Annotated in this window: 18 protein-coding genes; 13 read left to right on the forward strand and 5 right to left on the reverse strand. The window is 66.3% G+C overall.

The genetic code is table 11. The features are described 5' to 3' along the window. The first annotated feature begins 181 nt into the window (after nt 1–181). Nucleotides 182–1,393 carry an NAD(P)/FAD-dependent oxidoreductase gene (locus ACIQ7H_RS01345; RefSeq protein ID WP_395787593.1) on the forward strand — a complete coding sequence of 404 codons (1,212 nt, stop codon included), beginning with the start codon at nt 182–184 and terminating at the stop codon, nt 1,391–1,393. 18 nt (nt 1,394–1,411) lie between these two features. Here the strand turns inward: ACIQ7H_RS01345 and ACIQ7H_RS01350 are convergent, their stop codons facing one another. The 4 genes from ACIQ7H_RS01350 to ACIQ7H_RS01365 all read right to left on the reverse strand — a co-directional run bounded on the left by ACIQ7H_RS01350 (nt 1,412) and on the right by ACIQ7H_RS01365 (nt 4,740). Beyond that, complete coding sequence (locus ACIQ7H_RS01350) at nt 1,412–1,876, reverse strand: hemerythrin domain-containing protein (protein ID WP_395787595.1); 465 nt, start codon at nt 1,874–1,876, stop codon at nt 1,412–1,414. A gap of 120 nt (nt 1,877–1,996) precedes the next feature. Further along, entirely contained in the window at nt 1,997–3,262 is a 1,266-nt protein-coding gene (locus ACIQ7H_RS01355; RefSeq protein ID WP_395787597.1) for a phosphatidylserine/phosphatidylglycerophosphate/cardiolipin synthase family protein, read from the reverse strand. Between the two features lie 154 nt (nt 3,263–3,416). After that, nucleotides 3,417–3,725: a SemiSWEET family transporter gene (locus ACIQ7H_RS01360; protein ID WP_395787599.1), complete on the reverse strand. Its 309-nt coding sequence runs from the start codon at nt 3,723–3,725 to the stop codon at nt 3,417–3,419. Nucleotides 3,726–3,939: 214 nt separating this feature from the next. Beyond that, entirely contained in the window at nt 3,940–4,740 is an 801-nt protein-coding gene (locus tag ACIQ7H_RS01365; protein ID WP_395787601.1) for a hypothetical protein, read from the reverse strand. A 370-nt stretch (nt 4,741–5,110) separates the two neighbouring features. Between ACIQ7H_RS01365 and ACIQ7H_RS01370 the strand changes: the two genes are divergently transcribed. From ACIQ7H_RS01370 to ACIQ7H_RS01425, 12 genes are all read left to right on the forward strand, one after another. Further along, nucleotides 5,111–5,827, forward strand: a complete 717-nt coding sequence (locus ACIQ7H_RS01370; protein WP_395787603.1) for a YIP1 family protein — start codon at nt 5,111–5,113, stop codon at nt 5,825–5,827. A 5-nt stretch (nt 5,828–5,832) separates the two neighbouring features. After that, nucleotides 5,833–7,014 carry an efflux RND transporter periplasmic adaptor subunit gene (locus tag ACIQ7H_RS01375; protein WP_395787605.1) on the forward strand — a complete coding sequence of 394 codons (1,182 nt, stop codon included), beginning with the start codon at nt 5,833–5,835 and terminating at the stop codon, nt 7,012–7,014. Continuing rightward, nucleotides 7,011–7,742, forward strand: a complete 732-nt coding sequence (locus ACIQ7H_RS01380) for an ABC transporter ATP-binding protein (protein ID WP_395787607.1) — start codon at nt 7,011–7,013, stop codon at nt 7,740–7,742. Before ACIQ7H_RS01375 ends, ACIQ7H_RS01380 begins: the two co-directional genes overlap by 4 nt. Continuing rightward, nucleotides 7,729–9,039 (forward strand): ABC transporter permease, encoded by a 1,311-nt coding sequence (locus tag ACIQ7H_RS01385; protein ID WP_395787609.1) that lies wholly within the window; start codon nt 7,729–7,731, stop codon nt 9,037–9,039. Before ACIQ7H_RS01380 ends, ACIQ7H_RS01385 begins: the two co-directional genes overlap by 14 nt. A gap of 335 nt (nt 9,040–9,374) precedes the next feature. Beyond that, complete coding sequence (locus ACIQ7H_RS01390) at nt 9,375–10,523, forward strand: sensor histidine kinase (RefSeq protein ID WP_395787611.1); 1,149 nt, start codon at nt 9,375–9,377, stop codon at nt 10,521–10,523. A gap of 392 nt (nt 10,524–10,915) precedes the next feature. Next, the gene (locus ACIQ7H_RS01395) at nt 10,916–11,839 is read left to right on the forward strand and encodes a nucleoside-diphosphate sugar epimerase (protein ID WP_395787613.1); all 924 of its coding nucleotides are present in this window, start codon (nt 10,916–10,918) and stop codon (nt 11,837–11,839) included. 169 nt (nt 11,840–12,008) lie between these two features. Continuing rightward, nucleotides 12,009–14,156 (forward strand): hypothetical protein, encoded by a 2,148-nt coding sequence (locus ACIQ7H_RS01400; protein WP_395787615.1) that lies wholly within the window; start codon nt 12,009–12,011, stop codon nt 14,154–14,156. A 21-nt stretch (nt 14,157–14,177) separates the two neighbouring features. After that, nucleotides 14,178–16,052, forward strand: coding sequence for a DUF1302 domain-containing protein (locus ACIQ7H_RS01405; RefSeq protein WP_395787617.1), 1,875 nt, complete (start codon nt 14,178–14,180; stop codon nt 16,050–16,052). A 22-nt stretch (nt 16,053–16,074) separates the two neighbouring features. Beyond that, a complete protein-coding gene (locus ACIQ7H_RS01410) occupies nt 16,075–17,430 on the forward strand; it encodes a DUF1329 domain-containing protein (protein WP_395787619.1) in 1,356 nt (451 codons plus the stop codon). 191 nt (nt 17,431–17,621) lie between these two features. Continuing rightward, a complete protein-coding gene (locus ACIQ7H_RS01415; RefSeq protein ID WP_395787621.1) occupies nt 17,622–18,758 on the forward strand; it encodes a WD40/YVTN/BNR-like repeat-containing protein in 1,137 nt (378 codons plus the stop codon). A 26-nt stretch (nt 18,759–18,784) separates the two neighbouring features. Beyond that, nucleotides 18,785–21,268 (forward strand): RND family transporter, encoded by a 2,484-nt coding sequence (locus ACIQ7H_RS01420; RefSeq protein ID WP_395787622.1) that lies wholly within the window; start codon nt 18,785–18,787, stop codon nt 21,266–21,268. Nucleotides 21,269–21,440: 172 nt separating this feature from the next. Further along, entirely contained in the window at nt 21,441–21,680 is a 240-nt protein-coding gene (locus ACIQ7H_RS01425; RefSeq protein WP_395787624.1) for a hypothetical protein, read from the forward strand. Nucleotides 21,681–21,718: 38 nt separating this feature from the next. Here ACIQ7H_RS01425 and ACIQ7H_RS01430 read toward each other — a convergent pair whose 3' ends face one another. Beyond that, the gene (locus ACIQ7H_RS01430; RefSeq protein WP_395787626.1) at nt 21,719–22,591 is read right to left on the reverse strand and encodes a vitamin K epoxide reductase family protein; all 873 of its coding nucleotides are present in this window, start codon (nt 22,589–22,591) and stop codon (nt 21,719–21,721) included. Nucleotides 22,592–22,600 lie beyond the last annotated feature (9 nt).

Consider the following 22,600-nt stretch of genomic DNA (forward strand, 5'->3'; position numbering starts at 1 on the left):
AACGATGAATCCTGCGAAAAAGTCGGGGCTCATCGGAGTTACCAGCACGCCACGGATGGCGCGCCCGCGGATCAAACGCATAGACGATTGGCCCGGCGTGAGTGACTCCGGCCCTGGGTCGGAGTCACAACATCTGCAGAACTTCCGGATGGAGTTCTGCAGACCTTGCCGAGGAATCGCCTTGGATCTGAAAAGCGGCTACCCCTACTGGGCGGTCAAGAATGGCCTGATGTATGCGTTTCCGAAGCTGGACGCAGACCTCCGCTGCGATGTGATCGTAGTCGGCGCGGGCATCACCGGTGCTCTGATCGCGGATGAACTGGCCAGCCACGGTCACGACGTCGTCGTGGTAGATCAACGCGATGTCGCCTGGGGCAGCACCTCGGCCAGCACCGCTCTGCTGCAGTGCGAGATCTATACCCATGCGATCGATCTCGCCAAGCGCTATGACCAAGCCACAGCGCTGCTGGCGTACCGGTCCTGTCTGCAGGCGATTGCTGAGATCGGCGAAGTCGCCAGCGCGGTCGGCGATGTCGATTTCAGCCACTGCGAAAGCCTCTACTACGCCAGCAATCGCACGGATCAGGCGCGCCTCGCCGATGAATTCACCTGGCGTGCCGAGCACCGGTTTCCGGTGCGTTGGCTGGATCGCGCGGCGGTGAAGGACGAATACGGCCTGACCGCGCCGGCCGCGATCCTCAGCACGGTCGCAGCGCGGGTGGATCCGTACCGACTTGCCTCACGCCTGCTTCGACGCATGCAGCGAACGGGCACGCAGGTGTTTGATCGCACCGAAGTGGTGTCGATCGCTGCGACCCCGCGCTCAGTCGAGCTGACCACTGCCACCGGCGTTTCGATTCGCGCCAAACACGCGGTGATCGCCAGCGGCTACGAGTCGCAGCGCTGGCTGCGTCAGCGCGTAGCCCAGAACCGCAGCAGCTACGCCTACATGAGCGACCCGATCGACCGTGACCAGCTCGGCTGGCTGGCGGACACCCTGCTGTGGGAATCCGCGCGACCGTATCTGTATCTGCGCAGCACCGGTGATGGGCGACTGCTGGTCGGCGGTGAGGACGATGATCGCGACATTCCGGCGCGGCGCGATCGTCGGGTCGACCGCAAGGCCGCGACGCTGCAGCGCAAGGTGAAGCGATTGCTGCCGCACTTGGATGCACGCCCGGCTTTTGCCTGGGCAGGCACCTTCGCGGAGACGATCGATGGCCTACCGCTGTTCGGCCGCCACCCGCAGTACGGCCCGCGCGTGCTTTTCGCACTGGCCTACGGCGGCAACGGCATCACCTACAGCATGCTCGGCGCGGGCCTGCTGCGCGCGCAGATCGAGCGCCGCACGCATCCCTTGACCCGGCTGTTCGCATTCGAACGGCTGGGCTGAGAGGGCGGGCAAGACCGCTCAGCGCCCAGCAGCCAACATCCGATGCATGCGCTGGTAATCGCGGCGGTATTGGCCGGCGAGCTTCTGCTTGCTGCTATCGCTCAACAGCTTTCCCGACACCTGGAAGAATTTGGTCTCTTCCTCGCGCAGGTGGTGATGCACCTTCTTGGAAAGCGCCTTCGCGGTCTCGATCCAGGCGCTGCCGGCGGGGTCCAGTGCCTGCAGATCCTCGATCAGCTCATCGATCTGATGATGCTCATGCAGAGCGTGGCGGCTGGCCGACAGCCCGCCGTCGTGCATCATCATCGGCACATACAGATAGCGCTCTTCGGCCGCCTCGTGCGCCGCCAGCTCATGGCGAACCACGGTGAACAGGTCGATCCGCTGCTCAGCGCCGGGCTTTGAGCGCAGCAGCTTGCGCAGCAGTGCGCGCTGCAGTTCGTGGCTTTCGCGCAGGGCGTCGTACAGCGTGGCGGCGGTCATGAAAGGCGCTCCTATGTTGTAGAGGACAAAACTCCGCAATCAGCCCTGTGTTCGCGGACGATAGCAGTCGCCCTTGAGTGCGCGGCGGGCGTGCTGCGCGCCAGCGAGCCGTGCGTCAGCTCAGAGTTGCGATCGGATCGGCAGCAGAATCTTCTCGCTGAGCTTTTCGCTCAGCGGGCGCGTGCGCCAGCGCTCCAGCGAATACGGCTCAGCGTTCAACAGGTCGGCCTCGAACACGGCGGTCATGTGCAGGGCGAACTCGCGGTTGTAGACGTTCAGACTGGCCTCGTCATTGAGCCGGATGGAACGCATGTCGAAATTGGTGGACCCCACCGACACCAGCAGAGAATCAATCACCAGAAGCTTGGTGTGCAGCATGGTCGGTTGATACACATGGATCTCGACGCCGGCCTGCAGCAATTCACCCCAGTCAGCCTTGGACGCGATCTTGACCGAGAGCGCATCCAAGTGTGGCCCGGGCAGCAGCACGCGTACCCGAACGCCACGCGCGCGGGCGGCGATCAGGGCCTCGATCAGCAGCGTGTCGGGCACGAAATAGGACGCTGCCAGATCGATGCGGGTCTCGGCGGCGGCCAGCGCGAGCAGATACATCAGATGCATGCTTTCGCTGCCGCCGGAGGGCGAGGCGACGAACATGTGCGCGTCCATTTCACCTGCGGGATTCAGCTCGGGAAAGTAGTGGGTGCCGTTCAACACCTGGCCGGTGGTTTTGATCCAGTTGTCGTTGAAGGCGGCCTGCAGCTGCGCCACCACCGGGCCCTCGATCCGATACTGGGTGTCGCGCCAGTGCTCGGGATCTTCAGCGTCGCCCAACCACTGGTCGGCGATGCCGACGCCGCCAGTGAAGCCGATGCGACCGTCAATCACCAGCAGCTTGCGATGCGTGCGGTTGTTCATGCTGCCGAGGTGATACCAGCTCAGCGGCCGATACAGATGCAGCGACACACCGGCCGCCTGCATTGATTCAAGCAGTGAGCGATCCATCTTGGTGCTGCCGACCCAGTCGATGGTCACGCTCACCGCCACGCCAGCACGCGCACGTTCCGCCAGCGCCTGTGAGAATTCCTTGCCGATCTCTCCCGACCAGTAGATGAAAGTCTCAAAGGTGATCGAGTGTTGCGCCTCGGCAATCGCTTGCAGCATGGCCGGGAAGATCTCATCGCCGTTCTGCAGAGGCCTGACCCGATTGCCGCCCAGAATCGCTGGACCCAGCAAGGCCGACATCTCGCGGCGGAACTGCGGATCAGACACCGCATAGCGGTGTTCGATCTTGCGCTCAAGCGCCTTTTCGGAGGTCTTGAAGTTCTGCGCCAGCACCAACACGACGGTGGTGGCCAGCACGGTGGCAACGATGGTCCATAGCATCGAGGTTCGATTTCCCGGCAGTGACATCGCAGCTCTCATCCTTGCACCATGCGGATTGCGCAAGCGCGGCCTGCGTGTCGACGAACGTTCAGCAGCGGAAACTTCGATCGACTTCGACGGCTGCCGCGCGAAATCAAGCGAGCGGCAGGCGAGCTCATGCCGAGGCTTCGCTGTGGCTTCCAGCAGCGGCCGATTCTTCGATTCGACGATTGCGACGATAGACCGCCTGGCCGACCAACGCGGTCAGCACCAGCACGCCATTGCTGACTACGAAAATCGGATTTCCGATCAACCCGCTGTAGCCGAGGAAGCCCACGCTGGCGGTCATCTGGCCGAGAAACAGCCAGCAGGAAACTCCCTCGGTCGAGCGTTCCCGCCACTGCACGCGTACCTGATGCAACAGGGTTGCGATCAGCACGGCAGAGGCGGCCCAGCCGATCGCATCGGTTGGGCTGATGCTCATCGGCGCGGGGACCACGCTGCGCTTCCATCTGCGCCGCTGAGCCGCTCGGGCTGCGCCGTCAACACGAAGCCCGACACAATCAGGTGAGCACAGCAATCAGAAGAATGATGGGCAGCGGGATGCCGAGAAACAGCAGCAGGATGTACTTCAGGGTCAGGTCCTTTGGGTGCCTTGAGGCGGATGGGGCGTGGAAATCGCGCGAGCCTTGCGGGCTTTACAGATCGCGCTGGCGGCCGCCGAACGTGGCGGCGAGGCTGGCTATAAACGCACCGGCCAGCAGCGCGATGAACAGCCAGAGTGAGCCGTAAGCCGTCGCCTTGCGTGCGGTATCCGCGGCCTGCATCGCGCGCTGCTCGACTTCCTGCACGGCCGCCTGGGCGCGTGCATAGGTGGCAGTAACCCGCGCTTCGGCCGCCTGCGGGTCCAGGCCGGTCCGGCTTGAAACCAGTGCGGCGAGATGGCGTACGTCTTCAATCGGCAGCGGGGCCGAACCGAGCCCTTGACTGAAAATGCGGCCTACCTCCAGCGCATCCTCGGCGCGCGATCGTTCAGCCGTTGCGCCTTCGGGCCAGGCAGCCGTGGGGTTGCTGAAGTCGCGCCGAAACAGCAGGTCGGCGAAGTAGCCGCTGGAGGAGCCATCGGCATTGCTCTCCGCGGAGACCGCGCTGCCAACCGCAGCAGACGTCGCTGCCCCAACGACCGTCGCGCCCGCCTGCACGCCACTGCCCACAATCGAGGCCAGGATCGAGGTCACTGCCAGCCAGATGATGCTCGATACGCCGAGTTCGGTGGCGCCAATCGCACCGGGCGACCACGGCGACATCGTCGCCATCCCCAGGCCCACGCCGAGTGTCAGCAGGCTCAAGGACAGCGCGGCGGCACCGGCCGCACCGGCAAGAATCGCGGCCCACGAGACCGCGCTGGCGCCGACACGGGGGTTGTGCAACGCCGTCACCGGCACGGTGGCATGGTCGCGCTGAAGATACTCGTTGGTTGCTGCGCTGGATCTGTCCATCGAGGGGGTACTCGCAGTGGCGAAAAAGGGACGCAGCGTGGATCGTTAGGCTGCGAACCTACGCGTGTACCCGACTCCGCACCGTGCGCTGTCGAACCAAGCGCGGGCGAGCGCAGTGCTTTTGGCCTGGATGAGGTCGCAGTCGACGCACACCCTGCGGGCGCGTCATGAACTCGGCAGGCGCCTGCGCGTTGGAGACCGCGCGACCCTCGCGCGACCTGCCAAGACCTCCGCGCCCCGGGCTGATCGCCGCGGCAGCCGTCCCCCGCCGTCGACCGCTTGCCACGCTTACAAACCGCTGATCACAAAATCCACACAGCGGCGTCTCGGCTCGCACAGCATCCAGCCGTTGCCACAGGAGAGACCCGTCATGACCGCGTCAAAAAATCTCGTATCCGCCCTGATCGATACCTATCTCGCCCCCGCGGCTGCCTTCGCCGCCCTGCGCGAGCGACCGGCCTGGGCCTGGGCCGCGCTGGCGCTGGTGGCGATAGCTTCGGCAGCCAGCATCTACACGCTTTACGGCGGCATGACTCCGGAGTGGATCGTCGAGCAGCAGCTCGCCGGCGCTGGCGAGATGCCGGCCGATCAGCTGGCGGCGGCGCGCTCCAACATGCTGCAGGTAGCGCCGTATACCGCACACATCGGCGCGGTGGCCGGGGCGATTGTGCTGCCGCTGTTCGCGTTGATCTTCGGCCTGGTGTACTTCGTCGGCGAGCGCGTGCTTTCGCGTGAGCGCAACAGCTTCGGCCGCTGGTTCGCGGCGGCCAGTTTCTCGATGCTGCCGATGGTGGTCAGTGCGATCGGCCTGATCGTGCTGGCCCTGGTGCGCGGCGGCGGCAATCTGCCGATCGATCTCGCCAACTACGCCAGCCTGAACAATCTGCTGTTCGGCATTCCGATCGGTGAGCAGGGCTACACGCTGGCCACCAGCGTCAACCTGTTCTACCTCTGGAGCCTGTTCCTGATCGCCGTGGCGGGCAGGGTGTGGAGCCAGCTGAGCTGGGGCAAGGCGTTCCTGCTCGGCGCATTGCCGAACCTGATCATCTTCGGGCCGTGGCTCGCCATCGTGCTGGCGCAGGGCTGATCGACATGCGCAAGCTTCTGATCGCTCTCGCCATCGTCGCTGGCCTGGGCCTGGTGATCTGGGCCGGTTCGCGCGGTGGCCAGCAGGCGCCGGCGGTGGACGTGGCCGAGGTCGAACGCGGTGCACTCAACGACACCGCGCTGGCCTCGGGCAACCTCGTGTATGAGACCCAGATCCAGCTGCGCTCCGAGGTCACCGGTCGCGTCGCTGAGGTGCTGGTCGAGGAAGGCCAGCGCGTGCAGCGCGGTGATCTGCTGATGCGGCTGGACCAGGACGCCTTCCAGGCCGATCTGGATTCCGCCGATGCGGGCGTGCGCGCGGGTGAGATCGAGATCCGTTCGCGCCGCGCGCGGCTGGATGACCTCGGCCGCCAGCTGGAGCGTCAGCGTCAGCTGCGCGAGCGCGGTCTGGTCGGCGCGGATGCCTTCGAGCAGCTGCAGAGCCAGCACCAGATCGCGAAGATCGCGGTCGAGGCCGGCGATCAGGCGCTGGCACAGGCGGCCGCACAGCGCGAGCTGGCGCGCGATCGCCTGCAGCGCACCTTGTTCATCGCGCCGATTGATGGGCTGATGGTGTCGGTCGACATCAAGCCGGGTGAGACCGTGATCGCCGGCACCACCAATATCGTCGGCTCCGACCTGATGGTGCTGGCCGACCCATCGGTGCTGCTGGCCGAGCTGCGCGTGGATGAGGCCGACATCGCCCGGGTCCAGCGTGGCCAGAAGGTGCAGGTGTTCGCCGCCGCGCATCCGAACACGCCGCTGACCGGCGAAGTGGTGCAGATCGGCACCTCGGCGCGCGCCCAGGGCGTCAGCCAGAGCCTGAGTTTCAAGGTGCAGGTGCAGATCGACCCGACCGAGCTGAGCTTGCACCCCGGCATGAGCTGCCGCGCCGAGATCGAGACCGCGCAGGGCGAGCCCGGCCTGAACGTGCCGGTGGCGGCGGTGCGCAAGGACGATGCCGGCCACTACGTCTGGCGCGTCGGTGCCGACGACAGCGCCGAGCGGGTCGCGGTGGAGGTCGGTATGGCCAATGACTTTTCGCAGGAAGTTCGCGGCGAGCTGAAGCAGGGCGAGCGCGTGGTCACCGGACCCGGCCGGGTGCTGACGGGCATCAGCGCGGGCCAGCACCTGCGCATCAAGGACGCCAGCGACAGCGCCGCATCCGACAAGGACAGCGACTCGTGAGCAGCGCCAGCCATGCCGAAGTGATCCGCCTGGAGGCGGTGCGCAAGGCCTATCGCATGGGCGAAAGCGAGTTCATGGCGCTGGATGGGATCGATCTCGCGATCGAGGCCAACGAGTACGTCGCGATCGTCGGCCCCTCGGGCTCGGGCAAGTCGACCCTGATGAACATCCTCGGCTGCCTGGATGTGCCAAGCAGCGGCCGCTACCTGCTGCGCGGGCGCGACGTCGCGAAGATGGACGAGACCGAACTGGCCCACGAGCGCAATCGCTCGGTGGGTTTCATTTTCCAGAGCTTCAACCTGCTGCCGCGCGCCTCGGCGCTGGCCAATGTGATGCAGCCGCTGGTGTATCGGGTGATGTCACGCGCCGAGCGCCGCGAGCGTGCCCTGCAGGCGCTGACGCGGGTCGGCTTGGCTGCACGGGTGGATCATCTACCCAGCCAGCTGTCAGGCGGTCAGCGTCAGCGTGTGGCGATCGCGCGTGCCCTGGTCACCGAGCCCGCGATCCTGCTCGGTGACGAGCCGACCGGCAATCTCGACAGCCGCACCACCACCGAGATCATGGCCCTGTTCGATGCCCTGCACGCTGAAGGCCACACCATCATCCTGGTGACCCACGAGCAGGAGATCGCCGACCACTGCCGGCGCAGCGTGCGTCTGGTCGACGGCCGCGTGGTCGAGGACCGGCGCCAGCCCGGCCGCGCGGGGGTGCCGCATGCAGCAGCCTGACGCGCATAGGCCGGCGACACGTGCTGCGGCCGCGGGCCTCATTGAATCGCGCCTGATCGAATCGGGCCTCGGCCACGCCGTGCTCGAAGGCAGCTTCGCTGCGGTTGCGGCGATCCGCGCCAACGCGCTGCGTAGCGCGCTAACCGCACTCGGAATCATCATCGGCGTGGCGGCCGTCATCGCCGTGGTGGCGGTGATGCAGGGTCTGTCCAGCACGATCACCAAGCAGCTGGATGACCTCGCCTCGGACATGATCATCGTCAGCGCCTACACGCCGCGCCAGCAGGCGATGATCGGCATGCGCAACACGTTGTCGAGTGAGGATTTCATCGCCGTGCGCGAGCGCGTTCGCGATGTGCAGGACATCACCGCGGTGACCCAGCCGATCGGCCTCGGTGGCCAGATCCGCAGCGCGTCCACCACTACCACCGCGCAGATTCTCGGCACGGTGGCCAACTACCAGAACGTGGTGCGGGTCTACACCGACCAGGGCCGCTTCATTTCCGACAGCGACGATGCGCGGCGCAGGCGCGTGGTGGTGCTGGGCCCGACTGTGGTCAAGGACCTTGAGCTCGGCGAAGACCCGGTCGGCAGTTTCGTCCAGCTGGGTAACGAATGGTTCCGGGTGATCGGCGTCGGCGAATCGCGTGGAACGCTGTTCGGCTTCGACCAGGACAACTACGCCTTCGTGCCGTTCTCGACCCTGCGCGCGATGTCGGCGCCCGGCCAGCCGGAGGACGTGCAGATCTACTTCCGGCCGAATCCCGATGCCGACACCAAGCGGATCGAAGCGCAGGTGAAGCAGGTGATTCGCAGTCGGCGCGGCCTGGCCAAGGACGCGCCCGACCCGATGCAGTTCCAGACCGCCGAGCGCACCCGCGAGAACTTCGACAGCATCGTCAATGGGGTGACCATGGTGGCCGGTGCGGTGGTCGGCATCAGCCTGCTGGTCGGCGGCATCGGGGTGATGAACATCATGCTGGTGTCGGTCACCGAGCGCACGCGCGAGATCGGTATCGTCAAGGCGCTCGGCGCCACGCCGCGATTCATCCTGCTGCAGTTCCTGGTCGAGGCCCTGGTGCTGAGCCTGTTCGGCGGGCTGATCGGGCTTGCACTCGGTTGGGGCTTCGCGTTGTTGATCAGCGTGGCGGTGCCCGGCATGAGCGGCGCTTCGGTGCCCGGCTGGGCGGTGCTGCTGTCGCTCGGCTTCACCACCGCGATCGGCGTGATCTTCGGCCTGGCGCCGGCGGTGAAGGCGGCGCGGCTGAATCCGATTGATGCGTTGCGGTATGAGTAGCCGGGAATCGCGAATCGGGAGTGGGGAATCGTTGAAGCAGAGCGTGCTGCGTAGGTTGGACCAAGCGCAGCGCGGTCCAACATCGCCGCCTGTGCCCTCGCGGCGGGACTCGATGCTGCGGCGTTGGGCCGTGCTGCGCTTGGTCCAACCTACGGGGCGCTTGCAGGTTCGAACTCCACCGCATCCCTCGCGATGCGGTGGCTGCGAAGCGCCGGACGCGCTTCGGTTGGGGCGCGTTCGCGCGTCCCGTCGTGCCGCGCGCAGGGAAGCGCGCGGGCGGCATCCTGCCTGGCGCCTGCGCGATGATGCGCGGGCCTGAACACCACTGAGACCCCATGCACGCCGAAGCTCCATCGCCAAACACCGCGATCTCCCTGCTGAGGGCCTGGCGCGCCACCCTGTTCACCGCCTCGCCGGCCTACTGGGCGCTGCAGGCGGCGGTGTTCATCGGCTCGATCCTGCTCAGCGCCACCCTGCTGCAGAAGATCGTGGGAAGCGGCGGCGCCAGCAGCCAGGCCTGGATCGCGCGCATGGCGCTGGAGTCCTGGGTCTTCTTCCTGATTACCCATGCCGGCCTGCGCCCCGCGCTGCGCCTGTTCTTCCTCGGTCAGGTGCCGCGCTGGCCGGCCTGGCTTGCGCTGCTCGCGTGGATTGTCGTGCTGGCCCTGCTGTCGCTGGGCGCTACGCTCGCCATCGATTCGCTGAAGCTGATGCAGGCCGGCACCATCACCTCGGTGCGCTTCAATTCCGAGGGTGCGGAGTTCGGCGTCAGCATCGAGGGCGCGCAGTTCTACGTGCTGGCCGTCGCCAATCTGGCCTCTACCTTGTGCGTTTGGACGGCGCTCTATCTCGGCTGGCACGCCTTCCGCCAGCGCCGCCGTCTGCAGCAGCAGGTGCGGCAGGCGCGACTGCAGCAGCTGACCCATCAGCTCAATCCGCATTTCCTGTTCAACGCCTTCAACACCATCCGCGGCACCATCTTCGAGAATCCGCAGCGCGCAGCGGATCTGGTTACCGAGCTGTCGGAGCTGTTCCGCTTCCACCTCTCTCAGGCCGAGCGCAGCACCCAGAGCCTGGACGAGGAGTGGCGGCTGGCGCAGCGCTATCTGGCGATCGAGCAGGCCCGGCTGGAGCAGCGCCTGAGGCTGCGAGTCGATCTCGATCCGATCTGCCTGCCGCAGCCGCTGCCCGCGCTGGCCCTGCTCGGCCTGGTCGAGAACGCGATCAAGCACGGCATCGCGCCCTGTCGCAAGGGTGGTGATCTGCGCATCCGGGCCTGGCCGCTGGCGGACGGCTGGGCCCTGGCAGTCAGCAACAGCTGCGGCGAAGCCAGCACCGCGCCCGGCACCGGCACCGGCCTCGCCAATCTACGCGAGCGCCTGGAGCTGGGCTTCAGCGGTGCCGCCCAGCTGCAGGTCGAGACCGGCGCCGATGGCTGCTTCCATGTGCGGCTGCGGCTGCCTTGGGCGGCCAGTCGAGGCTGATCGGGCTCCATTCGCAAGAGCAGCTGCAGCGACGCCGACTTTACCGGCTGCGGCTACGGCTGCGGCTACGGCTACGGCTACGGCTACGGCTGCGGCTGCGGCTGCGGCGAGCAGATCCACAAGCCGCCGTTGCTTGAGTGCAGCGCGTGCCGGGTCGCGCACGCCTTCGGACACGGCAGCGCATGAGGTCGGAGCAGTGGTTTCTTCCAAGGCACGCATTCACCCGCGAATACAGGGCTGCTGGGTGGCTGCGGCGAGATCGGCAGCGTGCCGCGCTGCCTCTGCAGCGTCGTCGCGGGGGCTGTCGCCTCGAACACCTTGGATCCGAGGCTTGGTGCAGGCCTGGGCTGCGTTTCCGCTGCGCAGGCTGCCGCGGGTTCTATCCTGTGCACATGAACATCGGCTCACAGAATCCCCTGCCCGATCCCTTGCCTCGGCCGGATGGTTGGCTCCTGTTCGGCAGCACCGGCGCCGTCGGCGGCTTCGTACTGCAACGGTTGCGCAGCCTGCAGATTCCCGTGCTCGCGGTGAGTCGACAGCGTGCTGCCGGCACGGTCGCGGGGGTGCGGTGGATTCACGGCTCGCTGGAGGCCGCGCCCGAACTCGATCACTTGCTGGGCGAGGGTTGGCGTCCGTCGGTGATCGCCTGTGCGGGGCCACTGGATGCATTCTCGCAATGGGTGTCGGGTCACCCGCCAGCGCGCGGCACCCGGCTGCTGGCGCTGTCGTCGCTCAGTGCCGACTACAAGGCCAGCTCACTGCAGGCGGACGAACGCGCCCTGGCGGCGCGCCTCGCGGCGGCCGAAAGCCTGCTGCAGACAAGCTCGCGGCAGCATGGTGCCCAACTGACGGTGCTGCGGGCCGGCTTGATCTACGGCACCGGCTCGGATCGCAGCTTGAGCCCCCTGTTGCGGCTTGCACGCCGCTGCGGCGTGCTGCCTTGGCCACGGGCTGCGGATGGGCTGCGCGAGCCCGTGCATGCCGATGACTTGGCGGCGGCGCTGCTGGCCGCAGCGGATCTGCGCGATCTGGCGCCAGAGCTGTTGCGCCTGCCCGGGCCCGAGCGGATCGGCTGGATCGAAATGCTGCGGCGCAGCTTCAGCTTGGAGCCCTCCGGGCCACGATTGCTGACATTGCCGACACCCGGACTGCGTTGGTTGGCAGGGCGAATGGCCACCGGTGTCGGGCGACCGGCGCGGCTCGCGGCGACGATCTACAGGCTTCACCAGGACCAATGTGCGACCTCTTCCGATTGGGCCCTGCTGGGGCTTGCTCCACGTCGGTTCACCCCGCAGCTGCAGCTCGGCGACCGCTGAGCCCGTGCACGGGGCCGAGGCGCGATGAGAAATCCTCGGCGCCCAAGACTGTTGTGTTGCATTGCAGCATGAGCGAATGCAGCAGCCATACGCTGCAGCATTGCCATCGTTAACGCACGCTGGATACAGTACGCCGGCCCCAACTCCCAATAACCAGAAGGACACGAACATGCAGGCTCGAATGACCCTTGCATTGGCGCTGTCGGTTTCGCTGCTCGCAGGCTGCGGCGGATCCTCCAACAGCCCACGCGCAGTGCCGGTAACGCCCGCTGAGAACAATAGCGGTACGCCGGTGTCCGGCATCATCACCGCGCGCTTTGACCCTTCAACCGGCGTGATTCCGACCCCGAACAACCTGCTGCTGTCAGGCACCAACGACCTGACCCTCAACATTCCCCTGCCTGCGACCGCGAACCCGAACAACTTCGGCGATCCGCAGGTGGCGATCAACACTCTGGATGGTTGGAGCACCACCTCGCCGTGGTCGTTCTCGTTCAGTGATGCGCCGAATCCGACCAGCGTCGTCCCCGGCCAGAGCGTGCGCGTGTTTGAAGTCACCCTGACTGGCCCCGGCGGCGGCGTTACCGGCATCGTCCGCGAGCTGCAGCCAGGCGTCGATTTCGTCACCGCTGCGGTGAGCAGCGACAGCGCCGGCCGCACCTACGCGATGGTGCCGCTGAAGCCGCTGAAGCAGTTGACCTCGTACATGACGGTGCTGACCACCGGCGTCCGCGACAGCCGCGGCAACGACGCCACGCCCTCGCAGGCCTACTTCCTGAGCAAGCGCACGACCCCGCTGTGTGTGGGCGGCGTCAGCCAGGACCCCCTGCTGCCGAACGCAACGGCCTGCGGGTTGGAGCCGCTGCGTCAGCTGCACGGTTCGCATCTCGCCGCAGCCGCCGGCGCCGGCATCAATCGCGACAGAGTGGTGCTCAGCTGGGTCGCTACCACCCAGAGCATCACCCCGGTGCTGCAGGCGGTGCGTTCGATCGCACAGCCCGGTGCGGCCCGACTCGCGCCCTCCGGGCTGACCACGGCAGTCGCCGGTCTGGCGCCGATCGCGGATATTTACATCGGTACGCTGGCCCTGCCCTACTACCTCACTGCACCCAGCACTGACGCCCCGCTCGGGCCGCTGCAGGGCTTCTGGAGGGCGGCACCGGGTGCCTACGTGCCGCCGTTCAACCAGGCGGGCCTGAGCCCGGCCTCGACCAACATCACTTTCGCCAACCCGATCCCGGTCGCCACCCGCACTGAAACCGTGCCGGTACTGATGACCGTGCCCAACGCGGCCTCGGGACGCACCAAGCCGGCGGCCGGCTGGCCGGTGGTGATCTATCAGCACGGCATTACCCGCAATCGCAGCGATGCCCTGGCCGTTTCGGCGACGCTTGCCCAGCAGGGTTTCGTGGTGGTGGCCATCGACCTGCCGCTGCACGGATTGCCGGCGAGCAATCCGCTGGCGATCGGCAACACGCCGTTCGGCCCCCTTGCCCGCGAGCGGACCTTCGGCGTCGACTACCTCAACAACACGACTGGCGCGGCGACACCGGACGGAATCGCGGATGATTCCGGTGCGCACATGATCAATCTGAGTTCGCTGCTGACCTCGCGCGACAACCTGCGCCAGGGCATCGCGGACCTGTTCGTGCTGACCAAGACGCTGCCGCGATTCGACCTGAATGGCGACGGCGCCGGTGACCTCGACGCCTCCCGCGTGGCCTTTGTCGGCCAGTCGCTGGGTGCCATCGTCGGCACCGCCTTCCTCGCCCTGGAGCCAACCGTGAATACCGGTCTGCTGTCGGTGCCGGGCGGCGGTATCGCCCGCATGCTGGAAGCCTCACCGACCTTCGGCCCGCGCATCCGCGCCGGTCTGGCGGCCGGTGCCGGCCTGCAGCCGGGCACGCCGAACTACGACACCTTCTTCGGTGCCACCCAGCAGATCATCGACCCGGCGGATCCGATCAACTACGGCTTTGCTTCGGCCACCGATGCGATCCTGCTGCATGAGGTGGTGGGCAACGGTTCCAATGTGCTGCCGGATCAAGTGATTCCGAACCGCGTCGCCGGTGCGCCGCTGTCGGGCACCGAGCCGATGATCACCGCGCTGGGCCTGCCCGCCCTGACTGCCTCGGCCCAGGCCGCCAATGGTGTCCGCGGCGCTGTGCGCTTCACCGCCGGCGACCACGGTTCCTTGCTGTCGCCCACCGCGTCGCTGCCGGCGACGGTCGAAATGCAGACCCAGATGGCCAGCCTGATCGCCTCAGGTGGCTTGCAGGTGCAGATCACCAACACCTCCGTCATCCGCACGCAGTAAGCCCGAATCGAGGACATCAAAATGACTCAGACTTCCAAGCCTGTCCGCCCGGGCCGCCTGCTTCAGCTGCGCGCGCCGCTGGCGCTCGCAGTCGGCGCGGCACTGATCGCCGGCAGCGCCTCTGCCGCCGAGTTCAGCCGCGGCGACTTCTCGATGACGATCGACACCACCCTGACCTACGGCGCCTCGCAGCGCGTTGAGGGCCGCGACAACCGGCTGGTCGGCAAGGCCAACCTCGACCCCACCCTGGGCACCCGGGTCACCGCACTGCAAGCGCAGAACCGCTGGGCCGAGGCGCAGGCGCTGGCAATCGCCGCGCCGGGGCGTTTTTCGGTCAACTCCGACGACGGCAACCTCAAGTACGACAGCGGCGATCTGATTTCCAACGCGCTGGGCATCACCAGCGAAGTCGGGATGAAATGGCGCAACTGGGGTGCGTTCTTCCGCGGCACCGGTTTCCGCGATTTCGAAACCATGAGCCGTGACGACATCAGCGATGTCGCCAAAGACCGCATCGGCCAGCGCGTGCGCCTGCTGGACGCGTTCGTCTACACCGACTTCAACTTCGGCGAGTCGGTCAACGGCAGCTTCCGCCTGGGTCGCCAAGTGGTCAGCTGGGGTGAGAGCACCTTCATCCAGAACGGCATCAACGTGGTCAACCCGGTCGATGTGTCGCGCCTGCGCGTGGCCGGCGCCGAGCTGAAAGAAGCGTTCCTGCCGCAGAACTCGATCTGGGCCTCGTTCAACCTGACCGAGAACCTGTCGCTGGAAGCGCTGTACATGCTGGAGTGGTCCGAGACCGAAGTGGAACCCTCGGGCACCTACTTCAGCAACAACGACTTCGGCCTGACCGGCGGCGAGTTCGTGATGCTCAACTTCGGCTTGGTGGATGAGCCCGCCAACTTCGGGGTCTGCCGCACCACGCCAGCTTTGGACCCACGCTGCGGTGCTGCTTTCCCGCGTTCGGCGGATCGCGAGGCCAAGGACAGCGGCCAGTTCGGCCTGGCCCTGCGCTATTACGCCTCCGAGCTGGGTGACACCGAATTCGGCTTCTACTACCTGCGCTACCACAGCCGCCTGCCGTTCATTTCGGGCACCTCGATCACCAACGCCAGCCCGACCTCGGGCCGCTACTTCATCGAGTATCCGGAAGACATCAACCTGTACGGCCTGAGCTGGAACACCAATATCGGCACGGTCGCCTTCCAGGGTGAAATCAGCTACCGCGACAACGCCCCGCTGCAGATCGACGATGTCGAGGTGCTGTTTGCCGGTCTGTCACCGTTGAATCCGCTGATCCAGGAACCCTTCACGCGCTTCCGCAGCCGCTTGGGCCAGTTCGGTCTCGGCCAGTACCTGCAGGGCTGGGAGCGTCACGAGGTCAGCCAGCTGCAGTTCACCCTGACCAAGGCGTTCGGGCCGGGCAATTTCCTGGGCGCTGACCAGATCGCCACGGTCGGCGAGTTCGGTGGCACCAAGGTATGGGACCTGCCCTCGGTCGAGGTAATGCCCTACCAGGGCGATGGCACCGATACCGGCTGTGGCCCCGATTGGGTCAGTGGCGGCGCTCGCAATCCGCTTGACTCCTGCGCAGGCATGGCCACCTCGTTCTCCTGGGGCTATCGCCTGGCCGTCCGCGCCGACTACAACAGCGTCGGCGGCAGCACCTGGAACCTGTCGCCGCGCATCGCGTTCAACCACGACGTGAACGGCACCACGCCGGGCGCCGGCGGCAACTTCGTCGATGGCCGCAAGTCGTCCACCCTGGGCCTTGAGGGCAACTACCTCAACAAGTGGGTGCTCGACCTGTCCTACACCTCGTTCTGGGGTGGCGGCGTGTTCAACCTCACCAGCGATCGCGACTTTGTCGCGGTTTCCGCCAAGTACCTGTTCTAAGTACGCCAGGAGGAACTCCCAGATGCGCAAGTTCACCACCACCGCCCTGGCCGTCGCCGCACTCACCTTCGGAGCCAGCACGCTGGCCGCCGTGAGTGCCGACCAGGCAGCCCGTCTCGGCCGCGATCTGACCCCGGTCGGCGCCGAGAAAGCCGGCAATGCCGCCGGCACCATCCCGGCTTGGGATGGCGGCATCACCAGCCCGCCCGCCGGTTACAAGGTCGGCGACCACCACCCGGATCCGTTCGCCGGTGAGGCCGCGCTGTTCAGCATCACGCCCGCCAACTATCGCGAGCATGCCGACAAGCTGACGGCGGGCCAGCAGGCGATGTTCGCCCGCTATCCGACCTTCCGCATGGACATCTACCCGACCCACCGTTCGGCCTCGTTCCCGCAGCGCACCTACGACTTCAGCATCACCAATGCGACCACCGCCAAGATCGTCGCCGATGGCGATGGCGTCGAGAATGCGGCCGAGGGGATTCCGTTCCCGATCCCGCAGAGTGGCCAGGAAGTCATCTGGAACCACAAGATGAAGTACAAGGGCGTGTCCAGCGCCCGCTGGGCCAACCAGGCTGCCGTCACCACCGGTGGCCAGTACAACCTGGTGCGGATCCGCGAGGAGTTCCTTGGCCTGTACTACAAGCCGGGCAACACCATCGCTGACATCAACAACATCCTGCTGTACTTCTACCAGGTGGTCGAAAGCCCGGCGCGTCTGGCCGGCCAGGTGCTGCTGGTCCACGAGACCCTCAACCAGCAGGCACAGGTGCGTCAGGCCTGGGTCTACAACCCCGGCCAGCGTCGTGTCCGCCGCGCGCCCAATGTCGCCTACGACAACCCCGGCACCGCCTCCGACGGCCTGCGCACCAACGACATGACCGACATGTTCAACGGTGCGCTCGACCGCTATGACTGGAAGCTGGTCGGCAAGCAGGAAATGTACGTGCCGTACAACTCCTACAAGGCGCACAGCGACAAGGTCACCCTCGAGGATCTGATCCAGCCGAACCATATCAACCCCGACCACCTGCGCTATGAACTGCACCGGGTGTGGGTGGTGGACGCCACGCTGAAAGAGGGCAAGCGCCACATCAATCCGCGCCGCACCTTCTATGTGGACGAGGACAGCTGGCAGATCCTGGTGCTCGACCACTACGACAGCCAGGGCGAGCTGTGGCGCTATTCCGAGGCGCCGTCGGTGAACTACTACGAGGTGCCGGTGTTCTGGACCACGCTTGAAACCCATCACGACCTGAAGTCCGGCCGCTATATCGTCAGCGGGCTCGATAACCAGGACGAGATGGTCAACTTCTCGCACCAGAGCACGCCGGATTCGTACTCGCCGCAGAACCTCCGCGCGCGCGGCGTGCGCTGACCCGGCGCACGTCCTAACGACGCGTTCAACTCAGCCAGCCGCGACCACAAGTCGCGGCTGGCTTTGTTTTGGGGTTCGGGATAGGTTGGCAATCACACCGGCGCTGCGCTCGCGCGCCGGTGTCAATTCGCTATCGGATTTGGATCGGGAATGCGGCGTTGACCGCACCCGGCAACAGGGAGGCAGGAAGCATGAACTGCAAGCTCGCGGCGCTGGCCTTGGCCACCGCTTTGGCCGTCAGCCCGCTGTATGCGCAGGCACCGGAGTCGCTCAGCGCTGAAACACTGCCGCTGATGCTCAGCCAGTCGCTGATGCTGGATTTCGTCGACAGCGGCAACCGCGCCATTGCGGTCGGCGAGCGCGGCCACATCGCGGTATCGGAATCACGCGGTGACTGGCGACAGGTGGCCGATGTGCCGACCCGCTCCACGCTCACCGCGGTCGCCGCGGTCGGTGATCGCGCCTGGGCGGTGGGCCACGACGGCATCATCCTCGGCAGCGAAGACGGCGGCCTGACCTGGGCCGTGCAGCGCATCGACACCTGGAGCCCACCGGCGGCAGACGACTTCGACGCCGAGTTCAACCCGACCCAGGGCGCCCCGCTGCTCGACGTGCTCGCGCTGGATCGGGATCGCGTGATCGCGATTGGTGCCTACAGCCTGATGCTGGTCAGCGCAGACGGCGGCAAGAGCTGGCAGCAGGTCGATCCGAATGCCAGCGCAGGTGCGGTGGACGCGGGGGATGAGTCAGCGGTCGACGGCGTCGACGCAGAAGCAGTCGATGGCGCCGAAGCCGAAGCCGAAGCCGATGACTGGACCATGTCGGATGAATCGCTGGTGCTGGAGGACGAAGAAGATCCGCATCTGAACGGTATCGCCCGCACCCCCGAGGGTGGCCTGATGGTGGTTGGCGAGCGCGGCTCGGCCTATCGTTCGCTGGATGACGGCGCCAGCTGGCAGCGTCTGCGTCTGCCCTACGACGGCTCGATGTTCGGCGTGCTCGCCCTGGGCGAGCGCCATGTGCTCGCGTTCGGCCTGCGCGGCAATGTGCAGGAGAGCCGCGATCTGGGTGACAGCTGGGAAACCCCCGATTCGGGCACCGAACTGAGTCTGCAGGGCGGTGCGGTACTGCCGGGCGGCGCGGGCGTGCTGCTGGTCGGTTCGAACGGCGTGCTGCTCAAGCGCGCCCAGGGTGCCGCCGGGTTCACGCTTCAGACCTTCGCCAATGAGCGCCAGGAAACTCCGGTGCTTTCCGCAGCGTTGCCCCTGTCCGCCACCGACGTCATCGTCGCTGGCGAGAAGGGCATCGGCCGCACCAGCCTGAAGTGACCGCCATGACCCCTGGATCTTCCTCGATGAGTTCACCCTCCCTGTTCCACCGCAGCGCGGAGGCACTGGTGTTCGGATCGCGCCCGCTCGTGCTGGTGCTGTTCGCGATCATCACCGCCGTGATGTTGTTCTTCGCGACCCAGCTGCGGGTCGACGCCGGCTTCAAGAAACAGATTCCGCTCGACCACGAGTACATGCAGACCTTCCAGGAGTACGAACAGAACTTCGGCGGGGCCAACCGTGTGCTGGTCGCCGTGATGGCCGAAGACGGCGACATGTTCGACCAGGAGTTTTTCCGTCTGATGGAGAAGGTGACCGCCGACGTCATCGCCATCGACGAGACCGATGACGCGCGGGTACGTTCGATCTTCACCCCGAACGTGCGCTTCGTTGAGGTAGTAGAGGATGGCTTCGCCGGCGGCAATGTGATCCCGCCGGACTTCACTCCCGGTCTGCAGGGCTGGACGGCGAGCCCGGACGACTTCAAGACCATTCGCAGCAACATCGTCAAAGCGAACATCGTCGGGCAGCTGGTATCGCGCGATTTCTCGGGCGCCATGGTCTGGGCTGACCTGATCCCCGAGGACTCCGGCAACCGCCTCGATTACCAGGCGGTGGCCGCCAAGTTCGAGGACATCCGCACCGCTTACGAAGGCAAGGGCTACACCGTCCACATCATCGGCTTCGCCAAGATGGTGGGCGACATCACCGACGGCGCGCGCTCGGTGATCTATTTCTTCTTCCTCACCATCGCGATGACCTGGCTGCTGCTGTTCGTCTACTCGAGCTCGATCAAGCTGGCGACGCTGACCGTGTTCGCGGCACTGGTGTCGGTGGTGTGGATGCTCGGAGCACTGCGCCTGCTCGGCTTCGGCATCGATCCGATGAACATGCTGACGCCGTTCCTGATCTTCGCGATCGCGGTCAGTCACGGCGAGCAGATGATCAACCGCTTCCGCGGCGAGATCTTCTTCGGTGGCCTGGAGGAAGGCACGGTCGACGAACTGCGCGCCCGTGCATCCCATGCGGTCGGACCACTGGAGGCCGCCAGGATTTCGTTCCGCATGCTGCTGGTGCCCGGCACCGTCGCGCTGCTGGCCGGCTGCATCGGTTTCGGCGCGATCATGGTCATCCCGATCGACATGGTCCGCGAGCTGGCGGTCACGGCCACCATCGGCGTGGCACTGACCATCCTCACCGACCTGGTGCTGCTGCCGGTGCTGCTCAGCTACACCCGCCTGCGCAACCTCGACAAAAAGCGCGAGTTCCGTCTGCGTCAGCTGACCCAGTTCGATCGGATCTGGGCGCTGCTGGCCAAGGGCAGCCGGCCCTTGCCGGCACTGGTGCTGGTGCTGATTGGCGCGGTGGGCTGGTTTGTCGCCGAGCGCCAGGGTGACAAGGTGATGACCGGCGATGCCCAGGCCGGCGTCGCCGAACTGTGGCCGGACGCGCGCTACAACCAGGATGCAGAGGTGATATCGACGCGCTTCTCGCTGGGCGTGGACATTCTCAACGTGATCGCCGAAGCCGGCCCGTCGGCGTGCACCACCAGCTACCCGGCGATGGAGCTGATCGACCGCTTCTCGTGGCATATGCGCAACGTCGAGGGCGTCGAACAGGTCATGAGCCTGCCGATGGCCGCGAAGATCGTGTACGCCGGCTACAACGAGGGCAACATCCGCTGGCGCACCCTGCCGCGCGATGGCGACTCGCTGCGCCTGTCGACGCAGAGCTTCGAGACCGACACCGGCCTGCTCAACTCCGACTGCAGCGCGATGTCGATCATGATGTTCCTGAGCGACCACAAGGCCACCACCATCGATCGCATTGTCGCGGCGGTGAAGCAGTTCCGCGACGACAATGGCGCCCACAACATCAACTTCCGGGTCGAGCAGAACCAGGCCATCGAGGCTGCGCAGGCCAAGGGCGAGGACTACACGACCGACGCCGTCAACCTGCGTCTCGGCACAGGCAACATCGGTGTGATGGCGGCGATCAACGACACCGTCCGCGCCTCCGAGCACACCATCCTGTACCTGCTGTACGCGGCGGTGTTCGTGATGTGTCTGCTCAGTTTCCGCAGCATCATCGCGTCCCTGTGCATCCTGCTGCCGCTGGTGCTGGTGACCGAGCTGGGCCACAGCCTGATGGTCTATCTGGGGATCGGCATGAAGGTCAACACGCTGTGCGTGGTCGCGCTGGGCGTCGGCATCGGCGTGGACTACGGCATCTATATCTACGCGCGTATGGCCGAGGCGCTGAAGCAGGGCCACGAACTGACTGCGGCCTACTTCATCGCGCTGAAGACCACCGGCATCGCGATCTTCTACACCGCCCTGACCCTGGCTGCCGGCGTGGGCACCTGGGTGTTCTCGGACCTGAAGTTCCAGGCCGACATGGGTCTGATGCTGACCTTCATGTTCGTCATGAACATGCTCGGCGCGGTGATCCTGATCCCGGCCCTGCTGTGCTGGATGCAGCGGCTGACCCCGAAGGCCCTGCGCGGTTGAACGCTCCGCAGGCTCAAGGGGCCGCGGACTGTCATCCGCGCCCCCGTCGATAGTGGAATCAAGCGCCCGCCCATCATCCGGCGGGCGCTTGCCGCCAGCTGGCAATCGCTGAACGCCTCGCCCTTGCGAACCCGAGGCCGACCTCAGCCTGGAACTCGCACTTCGCGTCAGCGTGTTGCGCGATCAGCCGGGCCGCCGTCGCTGGCTACATTCCGGAACCGGGCGTACAGGTTTCGGATTTCATCTGCAGCCCATCGAACTGCGCCGCAGACTGCTCGCAGACGGATTCGGGCTGCGCCGGGTCACCCTCCAATTTGCCGGAATCCTGGCCGCCATCGGCGAAGGCTTCTGGCGGTTGCATACCAGGGCGCTCGCTGATGCCGAGCTGCTGATGCGCGATGGGTTCGAGTGAGTGCGGGGCGTGCTCCGAAGCCGGCTCCCCAGCCCTCGCTACTCCCCCGCCCACCGAAATCCAGACCGTTGCGCCAGCACCTCGGTATCCAAGGCCTCTGGATAGCGCTGCCCGCGGATGATCCAGGTGGGGTAGGCGACGATGTTCTCGTTGACGCAGGCGAAGGCGACCGGGCCCTGGCGACCGTTGGGGCTGCACTCGACATAGGGAAGGTGCGCTTGGGCGGGTCCGAAGCGGTCCTTCTGCTGCCGGCAGTTCGGGCACCAGAAGGCGCCGTAGAACTTGGCGCCGGTGGCGTCCAGGTGTTTGGCGAGTGCGGCCAGGCGCGGGTCTTCCTGGCGATCTAGCCAGCCGGCGGCGCTGGCGTGCATCACGCCGAGGACGGCCACCAGCACGATGGCGTGTTTGGCCAGGAACGGACCCCAGGTGAAGGTGCTGGCAACGCGCGGGCGCTGCAGGTGGACGATCGCGAAGATCGCCAGGATCACCAGCTGCGAGGCCAGGCACCAGGCGCAGAAAGCCTGCAGTGCAATCGCGCCGGCCAGGGTCAGGTACAGACTTATCGCGGCACCGATGACGGCGACGCTCCACAGCCGCTGCCAGCGCGGCTGCGGTTTGCCGCGTGACAGCGTCAGGCCGAGCAGCACGGCGTAGGTCAGTAGGCCCCAGACCGCCACCGGTACGCCGAGAAAGCGCCACCAGCGGCTGCCCTGCACGATCTCGCAGCCAGAGCCGGCACTGCAGAACGCCGGCAGGCTGCCGAACAATGCGGTCCAACTCAGGTAGGCGGTGATCAGCAGGCCAAGGCCGGCCAGCGCGATCAGGGCCTTCTCGGCGGTGCTGTAGGGGCGTGCAACCGGTTTCGCGGCGGCGGGGCGTGCGGGGTGTGGGTGGCGTTGCTTGCGCGTCATCGGGGTGCG

Origin of the sequence: Aquimonas sp. (assembly GCF_044377145.1) — a bacterium.
In the GTDB taxonomy this organism is placed as follows: domain Bacteria; phylum Pseudomonadota; class Gammaproteobacteria; order Xanthomonadales; family Xanthomonadaceae; genus Aquimonas.